This window comes from Ruegeria meonggei (assembly GCF_042768335.1).
GTDB classification, from domain to species: Bacteria; Pseudomonadota; Alphaproteobacteria; order Rhodobacterales; family Rhodobacteraceae; genus Ruegeria; species Ruegeria meonggei.
Genome location: NZ_JAXHBT010000001.1, coordinates 551,205 through 572,935 on the forward strand (window position 1 = coordinate 551,205; position 21,731 = coordinate 572,935).

Sequence of the window (21,731 nt, forward strand, 5' to 3'; positions counted from 1 at the left end):
CACGGGAAAGCTGCGGGAGCGCTCTGTAAGATCGGCGAAAACTCGCGAGGATTTGGGGTTTTAGCCCTGTAGGATGCGTGCGACTTCGGGCGCGAAATAGGTCAGGATGCCGTCACAGCCAGCGCGTTTGAAGGCCATCAGGCTTTCCAGCATAACTTTTTCACCGTCGATCCAGCCATTCTGCGCCGCCGCCTGAACCATCGCGTATTCACCGGATACTTGATAGGCGTAGGTCGGCGCACCAAAGGTGTCTTTCACGCGGCGGCAGATATCCAGATATGGCATCCCCGGCTTGATCATCACCATGTCGGCACCCTCGGACAGGTCCCGTTCGATCAGGCGCAGGGCCTCGTCCGAGTTGCCGGGGTCCATCTGATAGGTCTTCTTGTCACCGGTCAACGCGCCCGACGCGCCAACCGCATCCCTGAAGGGCCCATAAAAGGCGCTAGCGTATTTCGCCGCATAGCTAAGGATCATCACATTGTGATGGCCCGCGGCCTCAAGCGCCTGTCGCATAGCACCAATCCGACCGTCCATCATGTCAGACGGGCCAATTATGTCAGCCCCGGCATCGGCCTGCGCCAGCGTCATCTTGACCAGCGCCTCGACCGTCTGGTCGTTCACAATCTCTCCATCGACGACAAAGCCGTCATGGCCATTGATGTTGTAAGGGTCCAGCGCTACGTCGGTCATGACCGCAATGTCCGGTGCCGCCGCCTTGATGGCGCGAATGGCGCGGTTGGACAGGTTATTTGGGTTCCAGGCCTCGGCGCAGTCTTCGGTTTTCAGGCTAGCATCGGTATAGGGAAAAATGCAGATAGCGGGAATTCCCAGCGCCTGCGCCTCGACCGCGGCTTTTGCGATCAGATCGACCGAACGGCGCATGACGCCTGGCATCGAGGGAACGGGCTCTTCCACACCCTCACCGTCACGTACAAAAACCGGCCAGATCAGATCATCTGTGGTCAACGTGTTTTCCCGAACCAGGCCGCGTATGGCTTGCGATTGGCGCGCGCGCCGGAACCGGGTCATGGGATAGGGGGCGATGGTGGGTTTCATGTCGCGCTCTCCTTGAATAATTCCGCATTGGGTGGCATGAATTCCCGGTGGTCTCAAGGGTAACGATCGACGCGCTTGCGCAAAAATAGCCCCAAAGGACAGTGAACAAAGGGCTGACGCTTGGACTTATACTCTTCGATTTTCGAAATCATCGACATGCGCAGCTTTTCGAATTTGTGGTACTGGATCGGTCTGGCGGTGTTGTGGTCCTCGGCGAGTCACTGGGCGATGGGGGTTCCTTATGATCTTGTGTCACGCGCCCGTCGGGTCGGCGGTCAGGCCGAACAGGACCTTTTGGACATTGTTCGGATCAACGGGAACCGGTTGCTGTACATTGTGGATGTGTCCGGTCTGGCCATTCTGGCGCTAAGTTGTTTTTTCTTCACCGGGCTTGCAACGCTTGGGTTCTTTTATGGGGTCGAGTTCGCACAGGCGGTGTTCTTACTACTGTTTCCCGTGTGTTTTGTGATGCTGATCAACATATCAGCCGCGCGTAAACTGCGCCGCACAGATCCCGGGTTGGAGATTGTTACTAAAACCCTCAACCGGTGCAGGATTTACACCCAGATCATTGGCATGATTTCGATCTTGATTACGTCTCTTTGGGGGATGTATCAGAACTTCTCAATCGGCGCTCTGGGCTGATAAAATCAGAAAGGCAAGGCGATGACGGCGCTGAACCATTTGACGGTTGGCGGTGCCCCCGAGGGGTTTGACGCACAGCTTGTCCTGAACGAGATCGCACGTTCTGGCGGGCCGGTCTGTCATGTGGCGCGTGATGACAAGCGGATGGAGGCGATGCGGTCTGCGCTGGCCTTCTTTGCGGCGGATATGCCGGTGTTTGTCTTCCCTGGTTGGGATTGTCTGCCATATGACCGCGTCTCACCCAACCCTGATATCGCGGCGTCGCGTGTGGCGACACTGGCCGCTCTGGTGCATCAGATGCCCGACCGTTTCGTGTTGCTGACCACGCTGAATGCCGCAACACAACGAGTGCCCGCGCGCGAGGTTCTGCGCGAGGCTGCGTTTACCGCGCGCGTCAATCACCGTGTGGACGAAACCGCGCTGCGCAACTTCCTTGTTCGTATGGGGTTTACTCAAAGCCCAACAGTCATGGAGCCCGGAGATTACGCAGTACGGGGCGGCATCATCGATATCTATCCCCCCGGCGACCAGGGGCCGGTTCGCCTTGATCTGTTTGGCGATGTTCTGGACGGGGCCCGCAGGTTCGACCCGGTGTCTCAGCGCACGACCGAAAAGCTTGAGGTGGTGGAACTGTCGCCTGTATCCGAGGTCATTCTGGATGACGCGGCCATCACACGCTTTCGGCAGAATTACCGCATTGAATTTGGCGCTGCCGGTACGGATGACCCATTGTATGAGGCCGTCAGCGCTGGCCGAAAACACCAGGGTCTTGAACACTGGCTGCCATTTTTCCATGAAAAGCTGGAGACCTTGTTCGATTACTTGCCGGGGGCCACGATCTCGCTGGACGATCAGGTCACGCCTGCGCGTCTGGCCCGATGGGACACGATTGCCGACCAATACGAAACCCGGCGGCTGGCACTGGAAAACCGCTCGCGTATGGATACGGTCTATAAACCCACGCCGCCTGCGCTGCTGTATCTGGATGATGCGGCGTGGGACCGGACAGTGAGTGATCGGCGTGTGATGCAGTTCAACCCTTTGCCACAGGCCAGTGGTCCCGGTGTGATCGACGCAGGCGGGCGGATCGGGCGGAACTTTGCGCCCGAACGGCAGCAGGAAAGCATCAGCCTGTTTGGCGCGCTGGCCAGCCACATTACCGACAAGATGGCTAAGGGGCCGGTGCTGATTGCCTCGTATTCCGAAGGCGCGCGCGAGCGTTTGACCGGGCTGATCGAAGACGAAGGTCTGGCCGAAGCCGTTCCGGTGTCCGGTGGCACCCGTATCGGCAAGCGCGGCCTGCATCTGGCTGTCTGGGCGCTGGAACATGGGTTCGAGACGCCCGGCATGACTGTGATCGCCGAGCAGGACGTGTTGGGTGATCGCCTGATCCGCCAACCCAAGAAACGCCGCAAGGCCGAGAATTTCCTGACCGAGACTCAATCCCTCAGCCCCGGTGATCTGGTGGTTCATGTGGACCACGGCATCGGGCGCTACATGGGGATGGAGGTCGTCACCGCTGCCGGGGCCGCGCATGAATGCCTACTGCTGGAATATGCGGAACAGTCCAAGCTGTATCTGCCGGTTGAAAACATCGAATTGCTGTCCAAATACGGTCATGACGAAGGTCTTTTAGACCGGTTGGGCGGTGGGGCGTGGCAGGCCAAGAAAGCCAAGCTGAAAGAGCGTATTCGCGAGATGGCGGACAAGCTGATCCGGATCGCCGCCGAGCGGGCGCTCCGCAAGGCTCCGGCTTTGGACCCGCCGCCACACGCTTGGGAAGAATTCAGCGCACGCTTTCCTTATCAGGAAACCGACGACCAGTTGCGGGCCATATCAGAGGTGATGAAGGATCTGCAGTCAGGCGCGCCGATGGATCGCCTGATTTGCGGCGATGTGGGCTTTGGCAAAACCGAGGTTGCCATGCGTGCGGCCTTTGTTGCGGCAATGTCCGGGGTGCAGGTGGCGGTGATCGCGCCGACCACTTTGCTGGCCCGTCAGCACGCGGCATCTTTCAAAGACCGCTTTCGTGGTTTCCCGTTAGAGGTCCGTCAGCTGTCTCGTTTCATCTCGGCCAAAGAGGCACAGCAAACCCGAAACGGGCTGGCACGTGGCACGGTGGATATTGTGATCGGGACCCACGCCCTGTTGGCCAAAGGCATCCGGTTCAACAATCTGGGCCTGCTGATCATCGACGAGGAACAGCATTTTGGCGTCGGCCACAAAGAACGCCTTAAACAGCTTCGCAGCGATATTCACGTCCTCACCCTGACCGCGACGCCGATCCCGCGGACGCTGCAACTGTCCCTGACCGGAGTGCGCGATCTGTCGATCATCGGCACACCGCCCATCGACCGTCTGGCGATCCGCACTTATGTCAGCGAGTTCGATGCGGTCACCATCCGCGAGGCACTGCTGCGCGAACATTACCGTGGTGGCCAAAGCTTTTACGTGGTGCCGCGTATCTCGGACCTGCCCGAGATTGAAGAGTTCCTGAAGGAACAGCTGCCCGAACTGACCTATATGGTTGCCCACGGGCAAATGGCTGCGGGAGAGCTCGATGACCGGATGAATGCGTTTTACGATGGCAAGTATGATGTGTTGCTCGCCACGACGATTGTGGAAAGCGGGCTGGATATCCCGACAGCAAATACGATGGTTGTGCACCGGGCGGATATGTTCGGACTGGCGCAGCTCTATCAAATCCGGGGCCGGGTGGGGCGGTCAAAAACCCGCGCTTATGCCTATCTGACAACCAAACCGCGTGCGCGACTGACCGCTACGGCCGAAAAACGCCTGCGGGTTCTGGGCTCGTTGGATACGCTTGGGGCAGGATTCACGCTGGCCTCGCAGGATCTGGACATTCGCGGCGCAGGTAACTTGCTGGGCGAAGAGCAATCGGGCCAGATGCGTGACGTCGGCTATGAGCTTTACCAGTCGATGCTGGAAGAGGCGATTGCCAAGATCAAAGCCGGTGAGATGGAGGGGCTGTCGGACGCCGATGACCAATGGGCACCACAGATCAATCTGGGCGTGCCGGTTCTGATCCCCGAGGATTACGTACCAGATCTGGATGTGCGTCTGGGCCTTTATCGTCGCCTGTCATCGCTGTCGACCAAGGTCGAACTGGAAGGCTTTGCAGCTGAATTGATCGACCGGTTTGGCAGCTTGCCAAAAGAAGTGAATACCTTGATGCTGGTTGTGCGCATTAAGGCGATGTGCAAACGGGCTGGGATTGCCAAACTGGACGGTGGGCCAAAGGGTGCAACGATCCAGTTTCACAACGACAAGTTCGCCTCACCCCAGGGGCTGGTCGAGTTCATCCAGAACCAGCGCGGACTGGCTAAGGTCAAGGACAACAAGATCGTTGTACGCCGCGACTGGAAGAAGGATAGCGACAAGATCAAAGGTGCTTTTGCCATCGCTCGCGATCTGGCTGAAAAACTTGTGGCCGAAAAGAAGAAGGCCAAGGCCTAGTCACCGCTGACAAAGGTACAAAGCTGCCACGTGCCCGCGTCTGATTTCACAAATGCGGCGCGATGCCCGACCATGGACCACAGAAAGTCGCTGTGCATGTAGCCCGTCGTTCCGTCTGTCAGTAGAACGCGTTGATACTCGGACGCATCCTGATATTCGGGGACGATCACGATTTCATGGCTGATCAACCCTAATATTGGAGCCCCGCGCAGCGCCTCCTGTCGCAGAGTCACATCCTGGCCGGTCACAAAAAACGCCTTATACGGGTCCAAAGTGGCAGGCAGGGTGATCTGCCATTGATGCGGCATCCAGAATTCGCCCTCGTCATCGAAATAGCCGGGTTGGGACAGGGTGTTTTCCAGATCGGACCAGCGGTTTTCACGTATCTGATCTGCGTTCTGTTGGTCTTGGTCAGTCAGGGTGTCGGCGACTAGGGTCGCGCGCAACTCGTCCGGTCCGCCATTGCCCCCATGGCTGAGGTAAATGTCCGGGCAGGCCGCAGCGAGAACACCATCAACATCCCGCGCCGCCACTTTGGCCAGCAGATCGGCGCGAAAGGCCACAAGTGACGGATCCCGTTCGGCCCGATCGACAGGGGGAAAGGACTGACGGTCCGCCAGTGCGGGGCCGCAGATCAGGGCGGTCAGCAGCAAAGCGTATTTCATTCCGCAGCCTTCATTGCGGCCTGAGCGCAAAAGCAGGACGCCCCAACTGCCCGGTCCGCGCGCGCCAGGGACAAATCAAGACGTTGTTTGACCTGTGTGATCTCAATGTGCTCGCCCCGTGCTTTCAGGCAGTCATGCAACCCTTTGAGGCTCCAGACATTATCCGGATGGATCGAGGCCCGGCTGAGGGTGCCGCCCAGACCAAGATCCTCGCGATAGATCGCTTCGGCCTCGGCGACGTGGCCCTGCTCAAACAGCAATGCGCCCAACGCATGACGGGTCGGCTGCATCCAGCCCCAAGGTTCGTCATAGGGCAGCGTATCGTCCAGTTCGACCGAGCGGCGCAGATGGGCAAACGCGAGGTCATAGTTGCCCTTGCGATATTCGATCTCGCCTCGCAGCATTTCACGGGCAATCTCCAACAGATCGATTACGCGGTTGTTGTGCAGCAATCGGGATTCCGGCACGCAGGCTTTGGCCGACAGGAACAGCTGCTCTTCCGCCTCAGCCTCGGCCACCTGATCTGTTGCGGCATAGGCAACTGCGCGGGCGTAATGCGTGGTTGCCGTCAGTGTGCGGTAGAGGTCGGGATCAGCGGGCAATTCCAGCGCTTTGGCCTCTTCCCACCGGCCGAACCGGATCAGGATATGTGGCCCCATCGACATGTAGCTTTCGAAGTAATCCGCCATTGGCGGGCTTTCGACGCGCAGCATATCCTCGGGCGTGGTGTTCCACAGACCCTGATTGGCGCGCAGCGCAGGTTCCATCTGACCCAGAAACAGCGCGCCATAGATGGCAAAATGGTAATCGTGCTGGCGATACCCGGTATAGATGTTGAACGCCCCTTCGCGTTCGTAATATTTCAGGTCGGCCTCAGTGGCTTTCTCGTTCCAGTAGACAACGTTGTGGTAATGCCCACAGAGCACGTCGATATGGGTTGGCATATGCACCAGATGGCCCGCATCAGGCACCAGCGTGCGTAGAACATCTCCGGCCTTCAGCGCCTTTTCAGGGGTTGGTGACATCTCCATCAGGTGGACGTAAAGATGCAGCAAGCCTGGGTGGGACATGGCGGCCGGATCATTGGTCATAGCGTCTTCCAACGCCTTCTGCGCCTCAAGCGTTGCGGCGCCTTCGGCGGGTTGTCCGGTCTTTAGATCCCACATTTTCCACGGAGTCAGGTTCAGCAAGGACTCGACAAAGATAGTACGCAGGTCCAGGTCGTCAGGTTGTGCGTCAAAGGCCGCCCGCATCGCCTCGGCGAAATCGTGATCCCATTTGTGTATGTCGGGAATTGGATCGCGTTGCGGATACCGGGCGGGCAGGGCGCGGATCAGGGCCTGTTCGACTGGCGTGCCGCGGTCGGCATGGGCCAGCGCCAGTTGCGTGGCATCATAGGCCAGCGCCAGCGACTTTTGCTGCCCCTGATCGTCGCGCAGATCCCACGGCAGGTTGTAATTTGGACCGGCGGCATAGGCGACGCCCCAATGGGCCATGGCGCAATGCGGATCATACTCCAGCGCTCGCTGGAAACAGACCACAGCTTCTTCATGATTGTACCCGTAGGTCCAGACTAGCCCGCGGTCGAACCACAGCTGCGCGTCTGGTGAGGAAGTGCTGACCTTGCAGGAATGTGTACCCAGATCGTAATAGTCGCTCATTGAAAATCGCCCCTCGGATCGCAAGGAGATTAACGTGAATCATCACCTCTGCACAGATCAGGCGGGTACTCTGTCTTCGATCCGGCCCATATGCAGCATCAGGCCGAAGCCAAGGGTGCACATAATCAAAATGCCAAACGCCAGAGGCGCGATCGAGCCGTCAAACAACAAACCAATCGGGGCGGCGATCGCTGCTGCCAGAACCGTCGAGATCGCCCCGATGACCGAAGCAGCCATACCGGCGATATGGCCCATCGGTTCCATCGCGATGGTATTGAGGTTGCCCATCGTCATGCCGGCCATGAAGAAAAGAGCCGTCTGCCAGCTGACGAACAAAGCGAAAGACAAGGTTGGGGACAGGTCCATCGAGTTCAGGGCAATCACCGCAATCGTGAATAATATCTGCGCGCCCAAGACCCAGGTAACAATCCGGCGCATTCCCAACCGCACGACCAGAGCGGCGTTCAACAGGCTGGCAGAGCCAGACATCAACGCCACAAAGCCGAACCAAAACGGAAAACTGTCGGCACTGTTATGCACGACGTCATAGATCGGCTGAACCATGACCAGCATGGTGAACAGCATCCCAAGGCATAGGGTCTGAACCATGATGGAAATTCGAACCGTCGGATGTGTCACCATCTGCTTGGCTGCGTCAATCATCAGCGGCAAGCGCAAGGGGCGGCGGTTTTCCACGGCCAGAGGCTCGGGGAGGCGCAGCGCCATCCAGACGATTGTGATCAGCGAAAACAGCATGAAAGACGCAAAGATACCACGCCATCCGGTCAGGGCAATCAGACCGGCCCCCAACATCGGCGCGATGGCGGGCACCAATGTAAAGATCATCATGGCGATGGACACGATGCGTGCCATTTCGCGGCCGGAATAAAGATCGCGGATAATCGCCATGGCGACCACCCGTGGAGCCGAACATCCAACGCCTTGAAAGATACGTGCTATCAGCAGCACTTCGAGCGAGGAGCTGGCCCACGCAACCGCGGCTGACAGGATGTACAGCGCCGATCCGACATAGATAACTGGCTTGCGTCCAAACGCATCAGACAAGGGGCCAGTAAAAAATGTACCAACCCCCAGGCCCAGAACAAACGAGGTCAGGATCAGCTGAGCTTTGTTGACATCATCGGGGCTTAACTGTGCCCCGATTTTGGGCAGAGCGGGCAGCATCGAATTGATCGAAAACGCAATTGTCGCAAACATCATTGCGACAAGCGCGACAAATTCCCCCCGAGACATGCGATTGGCCATTGTGCCCTCCTGACCTGATGGCGCTATCATGGCAAGTCAGGCGGCGCTAGGGACCAAATTGCACAGAGGTCTGTGCTAATTTGCAGAGGAAGCTTCAAGTTGAGACTTGATCTCTCCGATCACTCTTTCCCACATTTCAGGGGGTTGCGCACCAGGAACCGCATGCTGGTTGGCAACGATGAAAGTCGGAACAGAACTGACGCCCATCTGGCGCGAATGGGTGTCGCGGGTACTGATATCTTCGCGGTCGGCATCGGATTTCAACAGTTTCAGTACCACCGCGGCGTCCATTCCCGCTTGGTCTGCGATATCGGCCAATACCTCGTGATCGCCAATGTCGCGGGCTTGCACGAAATAGGCGTCGAAAAGGGCATCCACCACGGCATTCTGCTTGTTCTCGATCCCGGCCCAATGGATCAGGCGATGGGCGTCCAGCGTATTGGGTGTGCGCTTCATCCCTTCAAAATCGATACTCAGTCCGGCTTTTTCGGCATGTTCAACCACTGGGGTATAAGCCTCTATCGCGCCTTTTTTGCCGCCAAACTTTCGCTCAAGATACTCGCGCCGATCCATGCCTGCATCCGGCATGTCGGGGTTCAGCTGAAAGGGATGCCATTCGATGACAAAAGGATGATCAGGGACAGCGGCCAGAGCTTTGTCCAATTGGGTCTTGCCTATATAGCACCAAGGGCAGATCGGGTCTGACATGATATCAAGCTTGACGGTCTGGGTCATGAGTGGGTCGCCTTGAAATAGGCCGGCAAAGCCCGGCGCAGGAGTTTGCCGTTACCGCCGGTAGGCAATTCAGGCAGATGGATGAACGCGCGCGGCTGTTTGTACCGCGCCAGGTTTGCTTTGACATATGTCTGCAAGGCGTTGTCGTCCAGCTTTTCCGGACCAGTATAGAAGGCGGCAATCACAAATGTGTCCTGTTTGACCTCAACCGCAGCGGCGCCGACCTGAGTTATTCCGGGGAATTTGGCCAGCGCGGCCTCGACCTCGACCGGGGAGACACGATAGCCGCCTGCGTTCATCATGTCGTCATCCCGCCCCAGATAGGTGATCTGCCCATCGACAGCCATCGCACCCTGATCTCCGGTTAGGAACCAGTCGCCCTTCATGCGGGAATTGGCCTCTTGCGGGGCGTTCAGATAGGTCAGCATCAGGCCAGGGTCCGACCGGTGAATTGCGATGGTGCCTTCCTGCCCTTGCGGGACAGGTCCGTCCGGTCCCAGAATTGCAATGCGCCGGCCGGGTTGCGGCTGGCCCAGGGATTCCCCGCGGGCCGGATGATCGGGGCTGGAGGAGATGAAGGTCGAACACTCCGACATGCCATAAGCCTCGTACAGTTCGGTCCCGGATGCCTCGGCCCATCTTGCATGCAAATGCCGTGACAGCTTCTCTCCGGCGCATAGGCCGTGGCGCAGGTCGGGCAAGTGCAGGACCTCAGGCGTGTTCAATAGCTTGCGGAACACGCCGGGGGCGGCCGCGAATATTGTCGCTCTGTGCTGACGCAGCAGTGCAGGCAGATCTTCCGGCGCGGTACCGGGCTGGGGGATCAGGGCGGTGGCGCCGATAGTCCAGGGATCCATCAACCCGGTTCCCAGCGTGTAGGTCCAGTTGAATGCCCCGGCGTGGCACAGACGGTCGGTGTTGCGCAGCCCGTACCAGCCGTCCACCATCATCTGGCGCGCCCAGATGGCGCGATGGGCATGGGCCACGGCGCGCGGCTTGCCAGAGGTGCCCGAGGTGTAGACTACATAGGCCATTTTGTCCGGGTCACCCATTTGGAACGCGGCGGGCGGCAGGTCGCGCATTTGGGACAGATCGGACAGCTCGATCTGAACAGGATGCGGCGCACAGGCGACAGACGGATCTCTGAGAATGGCAGCGGGATTCAAATCCCCGATCATGCGTGCCGTTTCGGGGTCTGTCAGCTGCGACGATGTGGGAACCGGCACAATTCCGGCCGCGATCGCTGCGAGATAGGCGATGGGGAAATCGACCGTATTGCCCAGCCGCATCAACGCGATGTCACCTGGTTTCAACCCCGCTCGCAACAACCCCGTGGCTGTTCCCAGAATGGCTGATTGCAGGGCTTGATAGGTCCAATCCTCAGTCCCGTCATGTCGCAGGACGGAAAGCGCGATTTTGTCTGCGTTTTGATCGGCCTGCCGCAGCACATGCGCAGCCAGATTAAACGGCGTAGGGCAGGCCAGAGGCGGGCCGTGATCGAATACAGATAGCATGGCAACTGGCTATCGCGGTGCATGGCGCGTTGCAAGCATGACAGGCTACGCCTATAGAGTGGCCCATGACCACGCGAGAACAGACATCATTGATCCGCATCGCCCGCGATTCAGGGGACCACACAGAACTTGAGCCGCTGGATCTGGGGGCCCGCGTGCGCCAGCTGCGCAAAGCGCGGAACTGGACGCTGGAGCAGGCAGCAACGCAGGCAGGGCTGGCGCGGTCAACGCTCAGCAAGATTGAGAATGGCCAGATGTCGCCGACCTACGACGCGCTGAAAAAGCTGGCGACCGGGTTGGAGATATCCGTACCTCAGTTGTTCACCCCGCCGCAGCGCGACCAGGTCATTGGCCGGATGGCTGTCACTCGGATGGGCGAGGGGACCAGCCACCCAACGGTCACCTACGAGCACGAGTTGTTGGCTGAGACGCTGACAAAAAAGCAGATGCTGCCCTATCGCGCCCGCGTGCGGGCGCGGTCAATGGACGAGTTTGACGGCTGGGTGCGCCATGACGGCGAAGAGTTTCTGTATGTTCTGACCGGTGTGGTGAAGCTGTTTACTGAATTTTACGAGCCCGTCGAAATGCGACGGGGTGACAGTGCCTATTACGATGGCAGCATGGGCCACAACGTAATTTCCATCAGCGACGAAGATGCAACGATCCTTTGGGTGACATCACTTACCTAAGGCGCTGCTAAACTCGCGGTTCAAACCTTCGGTGAACAAAAAGTCCTCCAGCTCTTCGTGGGCTTCGTTCACGGTCAGGTGGTGGCGTTCGGCGAGGTATACTTCGAACCCCTTGCGGTCTCGGCTTAGCCGCCGCTTGTCCTGATCGCGAAGGTTTGGAAATCGCCGCTTTGCACGCGTGTACATGGCGTCCCAGTCTTGCGTCAAATCAGTCCATTTTAACATAAGCAAGCTTTCCATGTCTTGGGTTTCAAGGCTGCCCGGTCCTCAGTTTGAGGGTACGAACGGTTCAGCAATGCAAGTGCATGACAAAACGTCGCAGCCGGATGAGGCTAACCTTGGGGCAAGTGACCCGTTGCGGGCAATCCGCAACGGGCCGACGGACCTAGGTTTGGAGTGAGTGGAGGCCGGTCCGTAAAACCTGAGTTTCAAGCGCCCGCGAAAATGCTATCCCATGAGATTCGCTGAATTAAATCGACAAGGCGCCGTGCCATTTGATCCGCAGGCTATAACGCAGAGGCGCTTTACGTAAAGCCTCTTGTAGAAGAAAATTTGGCACTGGCTGAAAATAGGTGTCAATTCTACTTGTGGCGGCGCGCCTGCGTGCGCGCCACAATATCAAGTGTGCTCAGGTCCGTGTGCCAATTTCCGCCGATGGCCATGGATCGCTTGTTTAGCGGGCGCGGTGGCTTTCGGATCGCAGCCGTTCAGACACTGATCCCCGCACAGGTAGACCAATCAGTGCCAGCCGGTCCTTTTTGTCATCACTTTTCATACCACCACATCTGAGGCATGTATTCCGGCCCGTCGCCATAGATTGGCAGGACTTCGGGGTGTTTCAGTTCTTTGGCGTGGGCGATGCGGCCAACATCAAAATTCCAGATCGGAATGACATAGCGCCCTGCGGTCAGAACACGGTCCAGCGCGCGGGTGGCAGCGACAAATTCCTCATGGCTATCCGAAGCCAGCATCGCGTCGATCAGCCCGTCTACAGCCGGCGAGGCAACGCCCATCAAGTTGCGCGTGCCGGGTGTGTCCGCGTTTTCGCTGCCCCAGTACAGGCGTTGCTCATTTCCGGGCGACAGGGACAATGCACGGCGGAAGAAGGTCATGTCAAAGTCCAGCTCAGTCTTGCGGCCAGCAAACTGCGCACTGTCCACCCGTTCGGTGGTCACCTGAATCCCCAGTCGTTCCAGCGCGCGGGTGTACATTTCTATCGCGGTTTCGCTTTCAGTATCCCCCTGCTGCAACAGGACATTGATCTTGAACAAGTCGCCGTTCTGATTGCGCAGCGCTCCGTCCTGAATGGTCCAGCCCGCCTCGTTCAGCAGTTTTGTCGCCGCGCGGACGTTGGAACGGTTGCGGGCTGTGCCGTCGCCCTGGGGCAGGTCATAACCGTCCAGGGCACCGGGGGGCAGGTCATCCGCATAGGGCTGTAACAGTTCGGCAACCCTTCCGGTTGCCGGGCCAGGCTGCATCGCCAGGTCCGAGCCTGCGAAATATGAGGTGATACGCGGTTGCGCACTGCCGGTGATGGTGTCGTTTATAAACTCGAAATTGAACGCCAGCAGCAGCGCCTCGCGCACGCGCCAGTCGTCAAAGGGGGCCTTGCGCGTGTTCATCACAAAACCGGTCATGCCCGACGGCTTGCCGTGCGGGATCTCGGTCTTGATCACGTCGCCGCGCTGAACAGCAGGGAAACTGTATTGGTTGGCCCATTTATCGGCGTTGAATTCGCGTACGGCAGTCAGTTCTCCGGCCTTGAAGGCCTCGAAAAGAACGGTGCCGTCGCCATAAAACTCGATCCGCATTTCGTCCAGGTTCATGGTGCCCTGGCGAAAGGGAATGTCCGTGCCCCAATAGTCGGGATTGCGGCGCAGGTTCACATAGCGACCGGCCTCATAATCCTCGACCACATAGGGGCCTGAACCGATTGGGATATCTTGCAGCGGGGCGTTGGCAAAGTCTTTCCCTTGCCATTGTGCCTGTTGCAGGATCGGGCGAAGGCCCGCAAGCAGCGCCAGCTCACGATCTGGTTCGTTAAAGGTGATCCGAACCGAGCGTGGGCCGGTCTGTTTGATACTGTCGATCTTGTCCCACAACCCGCGATAGCGCAGATGCCCCTCGGTTCCCAACGTCTCGTACGACCAGATGACATCGTCAACCGTGACCGGTGTGCCATCCGAGAATCGGGCGCCGTCACGCAGGGTGAATTCGACCCATGACCGGTCCGGCGTCGTCTCAACTGATTCGGCTAACAGGCCGTAAAGAGTGAAAGGTTCGTCCCAGGAACGACCCATCAGGCTTTCATGGGTCCAAAATCTTAGCTGCCACGGCGGGGTGCCTTTTTGCACGAATGGGTTGAGTGTGTTAAAGCCCCCGGTATTCCCAAACACGACCTTGCCGCCTTTTGGCGCGTTGGCGTTTGCATAGGGTAGGGACACAAAATCCGGTGGAAGGGCCGGGTCCCCGTACATAGCTATGCCATGAGCCGATTCTGCATGGGCAATTGTGGCAACAAAAACGGAAGCGATTCCCGCGAACACAAGGCGAACGGGGCGTAGATAATCGGGGCGCATTTTGGAAACAATCCTGCTCTGGCCTTATTTTGTTGGGATTCACCGTACCGATGATTTTTCTTATTATCAAACTTTTAGCTTGGATGAATGCAAGGAATTGCTTATAAAGGTTCCACTGCTCGATAGGTTTCTTGCCTGTATGAAACCTGCCTCAATAACTTAACGCCCGCTTCGTGCGGGCGTTTTTTTTGGGCCTTTTTCTACCCGATTGCGGTCACCAGATGTTTCCCGTTTTCTTTGCAGGTGCAGCATGGCACTGTGCAGCTGAAACGGATTATGCGGGAGAAAACTCATGAGCCTGTCGGGGAAAACTGCGATCATCACAGGGTCGAATTCGGGGATCGGTCTGGGGGTCGCTTGGGAGCTGGCAAAGGCCGGGGCTGATGTTGTTCTGAACTCATTCACCGACCGCGACGAGGATCACGCGATCGCTGCCGAGATATCAAAAGAGACCGGGACCAAGGCGCGCTACATCAAGGCGGACATGTCAAAGGCCGATGAATGCCGTGATCTGATCCGGCAGGCGGGTGCATGCGATGTTCTGGTGAACAACGCGGGCATCCAGCACGTGGCACCCATAGATGAGTTCCCGGTCGACAAATGGGATGCGATCATCGCGATCAACATGAACTCGACCTTTCACACTATGGCGGCGGCCTTGCCGATGATGCGCGCGGCCGGGTGGGGCCGGATTGTGAACATCGCCTCGGCGCACGGGTTGACGGCGTCTCCGTTCAAGGCGGCGTATGTGGCGGCGAAACACGGTGTGGTTGGTATGACCAAAACCGTGGCACTGGAAACAGCGCAAGAACCGATCACCTGCAATGCCATCTGCCCCGGCTATGTGCTGACCCCGCTGGTCGAGGCGCAGATTCCGAACACGATGAAGGAATACAACATGAGCCGCGAGGACGTGGTCAAGAACGTCCTGCTGCAGCGCCAGCCGTCAAAAGAGTTTGCCACGGTCGAACAATTGGGCGGCACCACGATTTTCCTGTGTTCGGATGCTGCGGCGCAGATCACCGGCACCACAATCTCGGTGGACGGGGGCTGGACCGCCCTTTGATTTAGGAGGACCAAGTTGAAACGCATCAATCTGGCACTGCAAGGCGGCGGGGCGCATGGCGCCTTTACCTGGGGCGTTCTCGACCGGTTTCTGGACGAAGACGATGTCGAGATCGCAGCGATCACCGGGACCTCGGCAGGGGCGCTGAACGGTGCTGCGTTCAAATCCGGCATGGTACATGCGGGCCGGGACGGGGCTCGGGCCAATCTGAATGGGCTCTGGGCGCGTATGGGGGCCGTGGGGGATATGCGCCTTGCCAACTGGATGCAGACGATTGAACCGTCTCAGATCGCTCAGGCGATGGAGTATTCACTGCCCTTTTCAATTGGCGATGCCTGGTCGCGGATGGTGTCGCCTTATGCCTATGGCCCGTTTTACCGCAACCCGCTGGAGCCGGTGGTAGACCAGTTCAACTTTGGCGAGATTTGCGCCGACGAAGGGCCGGAGTTGTTTGTCTGTGCGACTTGTGTGCGCAGCGGCAAGATCCGGGTGTTTACCGGCGAAGAGATCTCGACCGATGCCATTCTGGCCTCGGCCTGTTTGCCAAGCTTGTTTCAGGCAGTTGAGATATACGACCCCAAAACCGACCGGACTGAAGCGTATTGGGACGGCGGTTACACCGGAAACCCAGCCTTGTATCCTTTGTTTAACAATGACTTGCCCGACGACGTTGTGATTGTGAATATCAATCCACTGGAGCGGGATGAGGTCCCGAAAACGCCACAGCAAATCCAGAACCGGATCAACGAGATCAGCTTTAACTCATCGCTGTTTCGGGAATTGCGGGCGATCAGTTTTGTTCAACGATTGCTGTCCGAGGGCAAACTGAACGCGGGCGAGATGAACCGCGTTCTTGTGCATATGATCGCTGATGACGCGTTGATGAATGACCTGTCGGTGGCGACAAAAACCGTGCCGAACCCAATTGTACTGCACAAGCTGAAAGAGGCTGGGCGCGCGGCGGCAGATGGGTTTCTAGCCGCTCATAAAACGGACCTGGGTCAGCGCAGCACAGTCGATCTGCCCGAGATGTTTGGCTGATTATTCAGGCGGTTCCGTAGGGTCTTTGTCGTTGGGATAAACCAGACCGGCAGAGATCACCAATTTGGCGGCATCCTCAATCGACATGTCCAGCATGATGACGTCTTCGGTCGGGAAAAACAGCAGAAAACCCGATGTCGGGTTTGGGGTGGTGGGGACAAAAACGCTCAGCATCTGGTCGCTGGTTTCGGCACGTTCACTGACCTCACCCTTGGCGGTGGTCGAGATAAAGCCGATGGCCCAGATGCCACGGCGCGGGTACTGGATCAGACAGGCCTTGTCGAAGGACCGTTCGGTTTGCGCGAATACCGTCTCTGAGATTTGTTTGATACCGGAATAAACCGACCGGACCACTGGCATCCGGTTCACCAGACTTTCAGCAAGCTGGATCAGCGACCGGCCTAGGATACCCTTGGCGACCCAACCGACCAAGATGGTGAAGATCAGGAAGATGATCACCCCAACGCCACGCAGATTGACGCCTACATATTCCTGTGGCTGAAACTGTTGCGGCACCAGCGGCAGTACAGCGCTGTCAATCCAGCCGACCACTGACCAGATCAGCCAGATGGTCAGCCAGACAGGCGCAATGACAACGATGCCCGTCAGAAATGACGCGCGCAGCCGGGAAAACAGGCCCGGGCGTCGATTGGGTTCTTGGTCAAACGGCGTGTTCATTGCGGTCCTGAGTGGTTTGCGGATTTAGTTAAGCAGTCCGGTGTCTTGGTACAATAGGTTTATGTCAATCGCTTTGGCCGGACAGGGCGCGCGCGATACCAGCAGCCAGCCGGGCGTTGTTCCGGACCAGCGCGATATTGGCCGTCAGCGAGCGGCCCTTGGTCTGTTCGTAAATTCGCTGCAGCAGATAGGGCGTGACACCCTTGCCGGTAATCCGGTGGGCATCCGCGTCGGCCTGGGCTGAGGCGATGATTGGTGCCAGCTCGTCTGACGGGATCTGATCTTCGGCAGGGGTCGGGTTGGCGATCAATTGACCGCCAGGCAGGCCAAGCGCGCGGCGGGCGGCATGGGCTTTGGCTATATCTTCGGCGCTGTCCATTCGCAGCGGGGCCGCCAGCGGAGACTTGGCGGACCAAAAAGCCGGGAACTCATCCTGACCGAAGGCAATGACCGGAACGCCCAAAGTTTCAAGCACTTCCAGCGTTTTTGCCAGGTCCAGAATGGCTTTGGCTCCGGCGGCCACAACAGTGACCGGAGTTTGCGCCAGCTCATGCAGATCGGCAGAGATATCAAACGAGGTCTCGGCCCCCTGATGCACACCGCCGATACCGCCGGTGGCAAAGACCTCGATCCCGGCATATTGTGCGGCGATCATCGTCGCAGCGACAGTGGTGGCCCCTGTGCCGCCGGTCGCCAGGCAAGCGGCCATATCTGCGCGGGACAGTTTGGCGACGCCCTGGGCCTGACCCAAAGCTTTCAGTTCGTCCGCCTCCAACCCGACATGCAGTGTACCGTTGATCACGGCCATCGTGGCCGGAACGGCACCAGAATCGCGAATGTCCTGTTCAACCTGCGCTGCCACTTCGATGTTCTGTGGGTAGGGCATGCCGTGGGTGATGATGGTGCTTTCCAGCGCAACGATGGGCTGGTCCGCATCCTTGGCGGCGCGAACTTCGGCGGAATAGTGGATGTCGATCACAGTGGGGTCTCTCCGGAAACGTAAGTTGCGGCGGCGTGCAAGGCGCGGTTCAGGGCGGTATCGCTGGACGCGCCGCTGGCCTCGGATGCGATATGGGCTGCCATGAATGTATCGCCCGCGCCAGTCACGCGGGTGACCAGAACGGAAGGGGGCTTTTGGGTCAGGATGCCTTCGGCATTACCGACGGTGGCTGAATTGCCGCCGTCGGTGACCAGAACCCGCACCGCGCCGCGGTCTAGCAGGCCTTTGGCGGCGCTGTCGGAATCCTTGAATTCGCGCTGGCACAGAATGCCGGCTTCTTCCAGGTTCACGTAAAGCGTGGCGCGGGCATGTTTGAGAAACGGCAGCAGGCGTTCGGCCTTACCGGGCGAGGCTGGGGCCACGCGCAGATCGGCGCGCGCAAAGGCAGGGCTTTGGGCGATTTCCTCAAGAAGGTTCAGTGTCAAGTTGCCGTCCAGCGCAATGGGGCCTTTAAACGGCGTGGTCTCATCACCCAGCGGCCCGTGCAGCAATGGGTGCAGGATTTTGGCACCTGCCGCCTCCAGCGAATGCGCGTCAGCGATTGCGGCAATCAGACCGTTGGCACCTTCGACGGCCATATACCGGTCAGTGGGCAGATCCTGCGAGCGATAGATGTGGTCTGTGACCATCCCAAGCCGGGTGCATGAATTGACCAGCTCATCCCCTTCGGGATCGCGGCCAATAGCGGTCAGCAGGGTTGGGGTCATGCCGAACCGCACCAACGTCATGGCGATGTTCATGGCCACACCACCGGGCAGGCGGGTGATCCGCCCCGGCACGTCCGAGCCGTGCCGCATGGCACTGGCCGAGCGTCCAATCACGTCCCACAGGACTGAACCGATACACAGGATTTCGCTGTTACTTTTCATGTCGGTTTCATGCCGCAGCCCCGACGCAGGCGCAAGGGTTAACGCTCACAGCGTCAGCCCATGGCGTCAGTCAGGGTGGTCAGCGCGGCCAGCGGGTCATCTTGCGACCAGATCTCGTCTCCGGCGCCAAAGAAATCGGTGCACGGGCTCAGGTCGCGGATCAGATCCGGGGTCAACCCGCCTTCGGCTACCACTGGAACCTCGATCACTTCGGACCACCACTTGAACAAGTCGTGCTCTGCTGTGGTGCCATCGCCCAGCGTTGATGCCCCGACGGGGCCAAACGCCACATAATCCACACCTGCTTCGCCAGCGCTCATGCCATCGTGGTTAGAAGTGCCGCAGAAACTGCCAACGATCGCGTCGGCGCCCAGTTCCTTGCGGGCGGCCCGAACCGAACGTGCGCCGTCGTCCAGGTGGACCCCGTCCAGCCCCAGTCGCTGTGCCAGAAGAACATGGTTCGAGATCACCAGTGCAACGTCACGCGCATGGGCCACCTCGCGGCAGGCATCGGCAGCACGGGCGATGGTGTCTTCATCGCCACCAGCCAGTGCCATTCGGATACAGGCGATATCTGCACCGTCCAGCACGCGGGCCAATTGGTCGGGGAAGGTGCTCAACGTGATCGCGGGTGGGGTGATCAGGTAAATCTGCGGCTGCTCGGGGGTGTCCATTGGCGCGTCCTTCGCTTTCAGTCTTTTGCGCGGTTTAGCCGATTGCGGCGGGGAAGCAAACTTTTATACTTATTAGTGCGGGAATTGCTGCTTCAATGACTTGCCCTGACAGGGTGCGCCGCTTACAGCAAGCCAAGTTTTCGGAGACAGCCATGCCCAGCGATACATCCCAGCCTTCTTTCGTGCTCGTGCGCCCCCAGATGGGGGAAAATATCGGTGCCGCTGCGCGGGCTATGTGGAACTTTGGGCTGGATCGGATGCGGATCGTGGCACCGCGCGATGGCTGGCCGAACCCCAAGGCGGTTGCCATGTCCAGCGGCGCCGGACGTTTGCTGGACGAAGCGCAGTTGTATGACGATCTGGCCGGTGCGCTGGCGGACAGAACCTTTGTCTTTGCCACCACGGCCCGGCAGCGCGGGCTGACCAAACCGGTTTACAGCCCAGAACGCGCGATGCAGATAGCAGCCGAAAAAGTGGCGGCGGGCGAAAAGGTCGCCGTCCTGTTCGGCCCCGAACGCGCCGGTCTTGAGAACGAAGACATCGCCAAAGCCAACGCCATCATCTCGGTGCCGGTGAACCCGGAATACGCCTCGCTGAACCTTGGGCAATGTGTGTTGCTGACCGCGTATGAGTGGATGCGCCAATCCGGCGATGTGGTGCATGAGGCCACCGATCTGGGCAAGGGCGATTGGGCCACAGGTGTCGAGGTTGAGAAACTAGTTGAACATTATGAGGACCGGCTGGAGGAGGCCGGCTTCTTCTATCCGCCCGAAAAAGCCGAAGGCATGAAGACCAACCTGCGCAACCTGTGGTCACGGATGCGGATGACACGGGCGGATGTGCAGATGCTGCACGGGGTCATGCGGCAGATGGTCCGCTGGAAAGACCGGGGTTAAACCACGGCTGAGGCTGGACCTCGGGCCCTGACAGCCCTAGCTTGCGACGAAATCAGGACATGAGGACAGCATGAGCGGAAAGCGCAGCATCTTCGAAGACGTCTCGGACACCGAAAAACAACAGGCCGTTCAACCCGGTATGATCGATCGCGGCCGGGGTGGCGCACGCTGGGCCATTCGCGCCTGGTTGATGATCCTGTTTGCACTTGTGGTTGTGATGATCGCCGTGGGCGGGCTGACGCGGCTGACCGACAGCGGGCTGTCGATCACCGAATGGCGACCGATCACCGGGGCCATTCCGCCGATGACTGAGGCTGACTGGCAGGCCGAGTTCGACAAATACAAACAGATCGACCAATGGCAAATCCAGAACCAGTGGATGGAGCTGGGTGATTTCAAAACCATCTATTGGTGGGAATGGGGGCACCGTCAGCTGGGCCGTGTGATCGGTCTGGTTTGGGCGATTGGGTTCTTTGGATTTCTGATTGCACGCAAGATTCCCACCGGATGGACCACGAAACTGCTGATCCCTGGCGTATTGGGCGGGGTTCAGGGTGCTGTTGGCTGGTGGATGGTCGCCTCGGGCGTGACGCAGGGCGAGGGGATGACCGCCGTTGCCAGCTATCGTCTTGCCACGCATCTGGGGCTGGCTTTTGTGATCCTGGGCTTTCTGGCCTGGTACATCTTTGAGCTGGGCCGTGAAGAGCGCGATCTGATGCAGGCGCGGCGCGCCAAAGTGGCCAGGCTGTTCTCGCTGTCCACCGGGTTGATGCATTTCGCTTTCCTGCAAATCCTGATCGGTGCGCTGGTGGCGGGTATAGATGCCGGGCGGTCCTATACTGATTGGCCGCTGATCGGCGGGCAGGTCTTTCCACCTGATGCCACAATGCTGGAACCGATGTGGCGGAACTTCTTTGAAAGCCCCGGCCTTGTGCAGTTCATCCATCGCTGCGCCGGCTATCTGCTGTTTGCATTTGGTTTTGTGGTTTGGCGACGCGGTAGCACTAGCGCTCATCCGCAGACGCGCTTTGCCTTTAACGCGGCTTTTGCGGCCCTGTCACTGCAGGTTGTTGTCGGCATCGTAACGGTTGTCTACGCAGCCCCATGGCAGATTGCCATTTTCCATCAGTTCATGGCCGTTGTCGTTTGGACCCTGATCCTGCGCGCGCGGTTCCTGACCGCCTATCCAATTGCAACCTCAATCCGCGGAGCCTGAT

General features: G+C 58.8%; 19 protein-coding genes. 7 read left to right on the forward strand and 12 right to left on the reverse strand.

What is annotated here, in order from left to right:
- Positions 1-60 precede the first annotated feature (60 nt).
- Positions 61-1,059: a porphobilinogen synthase gene (gene hemB, locus SJY13_RS02790; protein ID WP_377187408.1), complete on the reverse strand. Its 999-nt coding sequence runs from the start codon at positions 1,057-1,059 to the stop codon at positions 61-63.
- A 120-nt stretch (positions 1,060-1,179) separates the two neighbouring features.
- On the opposite strand from hemB, the gene SJY13_RS02795 reads away from it, so the two are divergent.
- Both SJY13_RS02795 and mfd read left to right on the forward strand, forming a co-directional pair.
- Positions 1,180-1,704 carry a component of SufBCD complex gene (locus tag SJY13_RS02795; RefSeq protein WP_085820714.1) on the forward strand — a complete coding sequence of 175 codons (525 nt, stop codon included), beginning with the start codon at positions 1,180-1,182 and terminating at the stop codon, positions 1,702-1,704.
- 21 nt (positions 1,705-1,725) lie between these two features.
- Positions 1,726-5,181: a transcription-repair coupling factor gene (gene mfd / locus SJY13_RS02800; RefSeq protein ID WP_377187411.1), complete on the forward strand. Its 3,456-nt coding sequence runs from the start codon at positions 1,726-1,728 to the stop codon at positions 5,179-5,181.
- Here the strand turns inward: mfd and SJY13_RS02805 are convergent.
- From SJY13_RS02805 to SJY13_RS02825, 5 genes are all read right to left on the reverse strand, one after another.
- Positions 5,178-5,846, reverse strand: coding sequence for an SH3 domain-containing protein (locus SJY13_RS02805; protein ID WP_377187414.1), 669 nt, complete (start codon positions 5,844-5,846; stop codon positions 5,178-5,180). The genes mfd and SJY13_RS02805 overlap by 4 nt on opposite strands.
- A complete protein-coding gene (locus tag SJY13_RS02810; RefSeq protein ID WP_377187417.1) occupies positions 5,843-7,507 on the reverse strand; it encodes a hypothetical protein in 1,665 nt (554 codons plus the stop codon). The genes SJY13_RS02805 and SJY13_RS02810 overlap by 4 nt, the downstream gene beginning before the upstream one ends.
- A 57-nt stretch (positions 7,508-7,564) precedes the next feature.
- Complete coding sequence (locus tag SJY13_RS02815) at positions 7,565-8,773, reverse strand: MFS transporter (RefSeq protein WP_377187420.1); 1,209 nt, start codon at positions 8,771-8,773, stop codon at positions 7,565-7,567.
- 75 nt (positions 8,774-8,848) lie between these two features.
- On the reverse strand, positions 8,849-9,508 hold the full coding sequence (locus SJY13_RS02820) for a DsbA family oxidoreductase (protein WP_377187423.1): 660 nt from the start codon (positions 9,506-9,508) through the stop codon (positions 8,849-8,851).
- Positions 9,505-11,022 carry a class I adenylate-forming enzyme family protein gene (locus tag SJY13_RS02825; RefSeq protein WP_377187426.1) on the reverse strand — a complete coding sequence of 506 codons (1,518 nt, stop codon included), beginning with the start codon at positions 11,020-11,022 and terminating at the stop codon, positions 9,505-9,507. The genes SJY13_RS02820 and SJY13_RS02825 overlap by 4 nt, the downstream gene beginning before the upstream one ends.
- Positions 11,023-11,087: 65 nt before the next feature.
- Here SJY13_RS02825 and SJY13_RS02830 point away from each other — a divergent pair, with 65 nt between their 5' ends.
- Positions 11,088-11,711, forward strand: a complete 624-nt coding sequence (locus SJY13_RS02830; RefSeq protein ID WP_085820707.1) for a helix-turn-helix domain-containing protein — start codon at positions 11,088-11,090, stop codon at positions 11,709-11,711.
- Here the strand turns inward: SJY13_RS02830 and SJY13_RS02835 are convergent.
- Both SJY13_RS02835 and SJY13_RS02840 read right to left on the reverse strand, forming a co-directional pair.
- Positions 11,700-11,936 (reverse strand): hypothetical protein, encoded by a 237-nt coding sequence (locus SJY13_RS02835; protein ID WP_085821062.1) that lies wholly within the window; start codon positions 11,934-11,936, stop codon positions 11,700-11,702. The genes SJY13_RS02830 and SJY13_RS02835 overlap by 12 nt on opposite strands.
- A gap of 539 nt (positions 11,937-12,475) precedes the next feature.
- Entirely contained in the window at positions 12,476-14,290 is a 1,815-nt protein-coding gene (locus SJY13_RS02840) for an extracellular solute-binding protein (RefSeq protein ID WP_377187431.1), read from the reverse strand.
- 292 nt (positions 14,291-14,582) lie between these two features.
- Here SJY13_RS02840 and SJY13_RS02845 point away from each other — a divergent pair, with 292 nt between their 5' ends.
- Positions 14,583-15,356, forward strand: a complete 774-nt coding sequence (locus SJY13_RS02845; RefSeq protein WP_377187434.1) for a 3-hydroxybutyrate dehydrogenase — start codon at positions 14,583-14,585, stop codon at positions 15,354-15,356.
- Between the two features lie 15 nt (positions 15,357-15,371).
- Complete coding sequence (locus tag SJY13_RS02850; RefSeq protein ID WP_377187437.1) at positions 15,372-16,397, forward strand: patatin-like phospholipase family protein; 1,026 nt, start codon at positions 15,372-15,374, stop codon at positions 16,395-16,397.
- Here the strand turns inward: SJY13_RS02850 and SJY13_RS02855 are convergent, their stop codons facing one another.
- From SJY13_RS02855 to SJY13_RS02870, 4 genes are all read right to left on the reverse strand, one after another.
- Complete coding sequence (locus SJY13_RS02855; RefSeq protein WP_377187440.1) at positions 16,398-17,075, reverse strand: DUF502 domain-containing protein; 678 nt, start codon at positions 17,073-17,075, stop codon at positions 16,398-16,400.
- Positions 17,076-17,139: 64 nt separating this feature from the next.
- Complete coding sequence (locus SJY13_RS02860; protein WP_377187443.1) at positions 17,140-18,054, reverse strand: pseudouridine-5'-phosphate glycosidase; 915 nt, start codon at positions 18,052-18,054, stop codon at positions 17,140-17,142.
- Positions 18,051-18,944, reverse strand: a complete 894-nt coding sequence (locus tag SJY13_RS02865) for a PfkB family carbohydrate kinase (protein ID WP_377187446.1) — start codon at positions 18,942-18,944, stop codon at positions 18,051-18,053. Before SJY13_RS02865 ends, SJY13_RS02860 begins: the two co-directional genes overlap by 4 nt.
- A gap of 53 nt (positions 18,945-18,997) precedes the next feature.
- Positions 18,998-19,618 (reverse strand): thiamine phosphate synthase, encoded by a 621-nt coding sequence (locus SJY13_RS02870; RefSeq protein WP_377187449.1) that lies wholly within the window; start codon positions 19,616-19,618, stop codon positions 18,998-19,000.
- 152 nt (positions 19,619-19,770) lie between these two features.
- Between SJY13_RS02870 and SJY13_RS02875 the strand changes: the two genes are divergently transcribed.
- A complete protein-coding gene (locus SJY13_RS02875; protein ID WP_377187452.1) occupies positions 19,771-20,514 on the forward strand; it encodes an RNA methyltransferase in 744 nt (247 codons plus the stop codon).
- A gap of 70 nt (positions 20,515-20,584) precedes the next feature.
- Complete coding sequence (gene ctaA / locus SJY13_RS02880; RefSeq protein ID WP_377187455.1) at positions 20,585-21,730, forward strand: heme A synthase; 1,146 nt, start codon at positions 20,585-20,587, stop codon at positions 21,728-21,730.
- Position 21,731 lies beyond the last annotated feature (1 nt).

Coding starts and splice junctions, on each gene's coding strand:
- SJY13_RS02855 (WP_377187440.1), bottom strand. CDS start 17,075: ATGAACACGCCGTTTGACCAAGAACCCAATCGACGCCCGGGCCTGTTT.
- mfd (WP_377187411.1), top strand. CDS start 1,726: ATGACGGCGCTGAACCATTTGACGGTTGGCGGTGCCCCCGAGGGGTTT.
- SJY13_RS02815 (WP_377187420.1), bottom strand. CDS start 8,773: ATGGCCAATCGCATGTCTCGGGGGGAATTTGTCGCGCTTGTCGCAATG.
- SJY13_RS02845 (WP_377187434.1), top strand. CDS start 14,583: ATGAGCCTGTCGGGGAAAACTGCGATCATCACAGGGTCGAATTCGGGG.
- SJY13_RS02830 (WP_085820707.1), top strand. CDS start 11,088: ATGACCACGCGAGAACAGACATCATTGATCCGCATCGCCCGCGATTCA.
- SJY13_RS02865 (WP_377187446.1), bottom strand. CDS start 18,944: ATGAAAAGTAACAGCGAAATCCTGTGTATCGGTTCAGTCCTGTGGGAC.
- SJY13_RS02810 (WP_377187417.1), bottom strand. CDS start 7,507: ATGAGCGACTATTACGATCTGGGTACACATTCCTGCAAGGTCAGCACT.
- SJY13_RS02820 (WP_377187423.1), bottom strand. CDS start 9,508: ATGACCCAGACCGTCAAGCTTGATATCATGTCAGACCCGATCTGCCCT.
- SJY13_RS02835 (WP_085821062.1), bottom strand. CDS start 11,936: ATGTTAAAATGGACTGATTTGACGCAAGACTGGGACGCCATGTACACG.
- ctaA (WP_377187455.1), top strand. CDS start 20,585: ATGAGCGGAAAGCGCAGCATCTTCGAAGACGTCTCGGACACCGAAAAA.
- SJY13_RS02840 (WP_377187431.1), bottom strand. CDS start 14,290: ATGCGCCCCGATTATCTACGCCCCGTTCGCCTTGTGTTCGCGGGAATC.
- hemB (WP_377187408.1), bottom strand. CDS start 1,059: ATGAAACCCACCATCGCCCCCTATCCCATGACCCGGTTCCGGCGCGCG.
- SJY13_RS02870 (WP_377187449.1), bottom strand. CDS start 19,618: ATGGACACCCCCGAGCAGCCGCAGATTTACCTGATCACCCCACCCGCG.
- SJY13_RS02805 (WP_377187414.1), bottom strand. CDS start 5,846: ATGAAATACGCTTTGCTGCTGACCGCCCTGATCTGCGGCCCCGCACTG.
- SJY13_RS02875 (WP_377187452.1), top strand. CDS start 19,771: ATGCCCAGCGATACATCCCAGCCTTCTTTCGTGCTCGTGCGCCCCCAG.
- SJY13_RS02825 (WP_377187426.1), bottom strand. CDS start 11,022: ATGCTATCTGTATTCGATCACGGCCCGCCTCTGGCCTGCCCTACGCCG.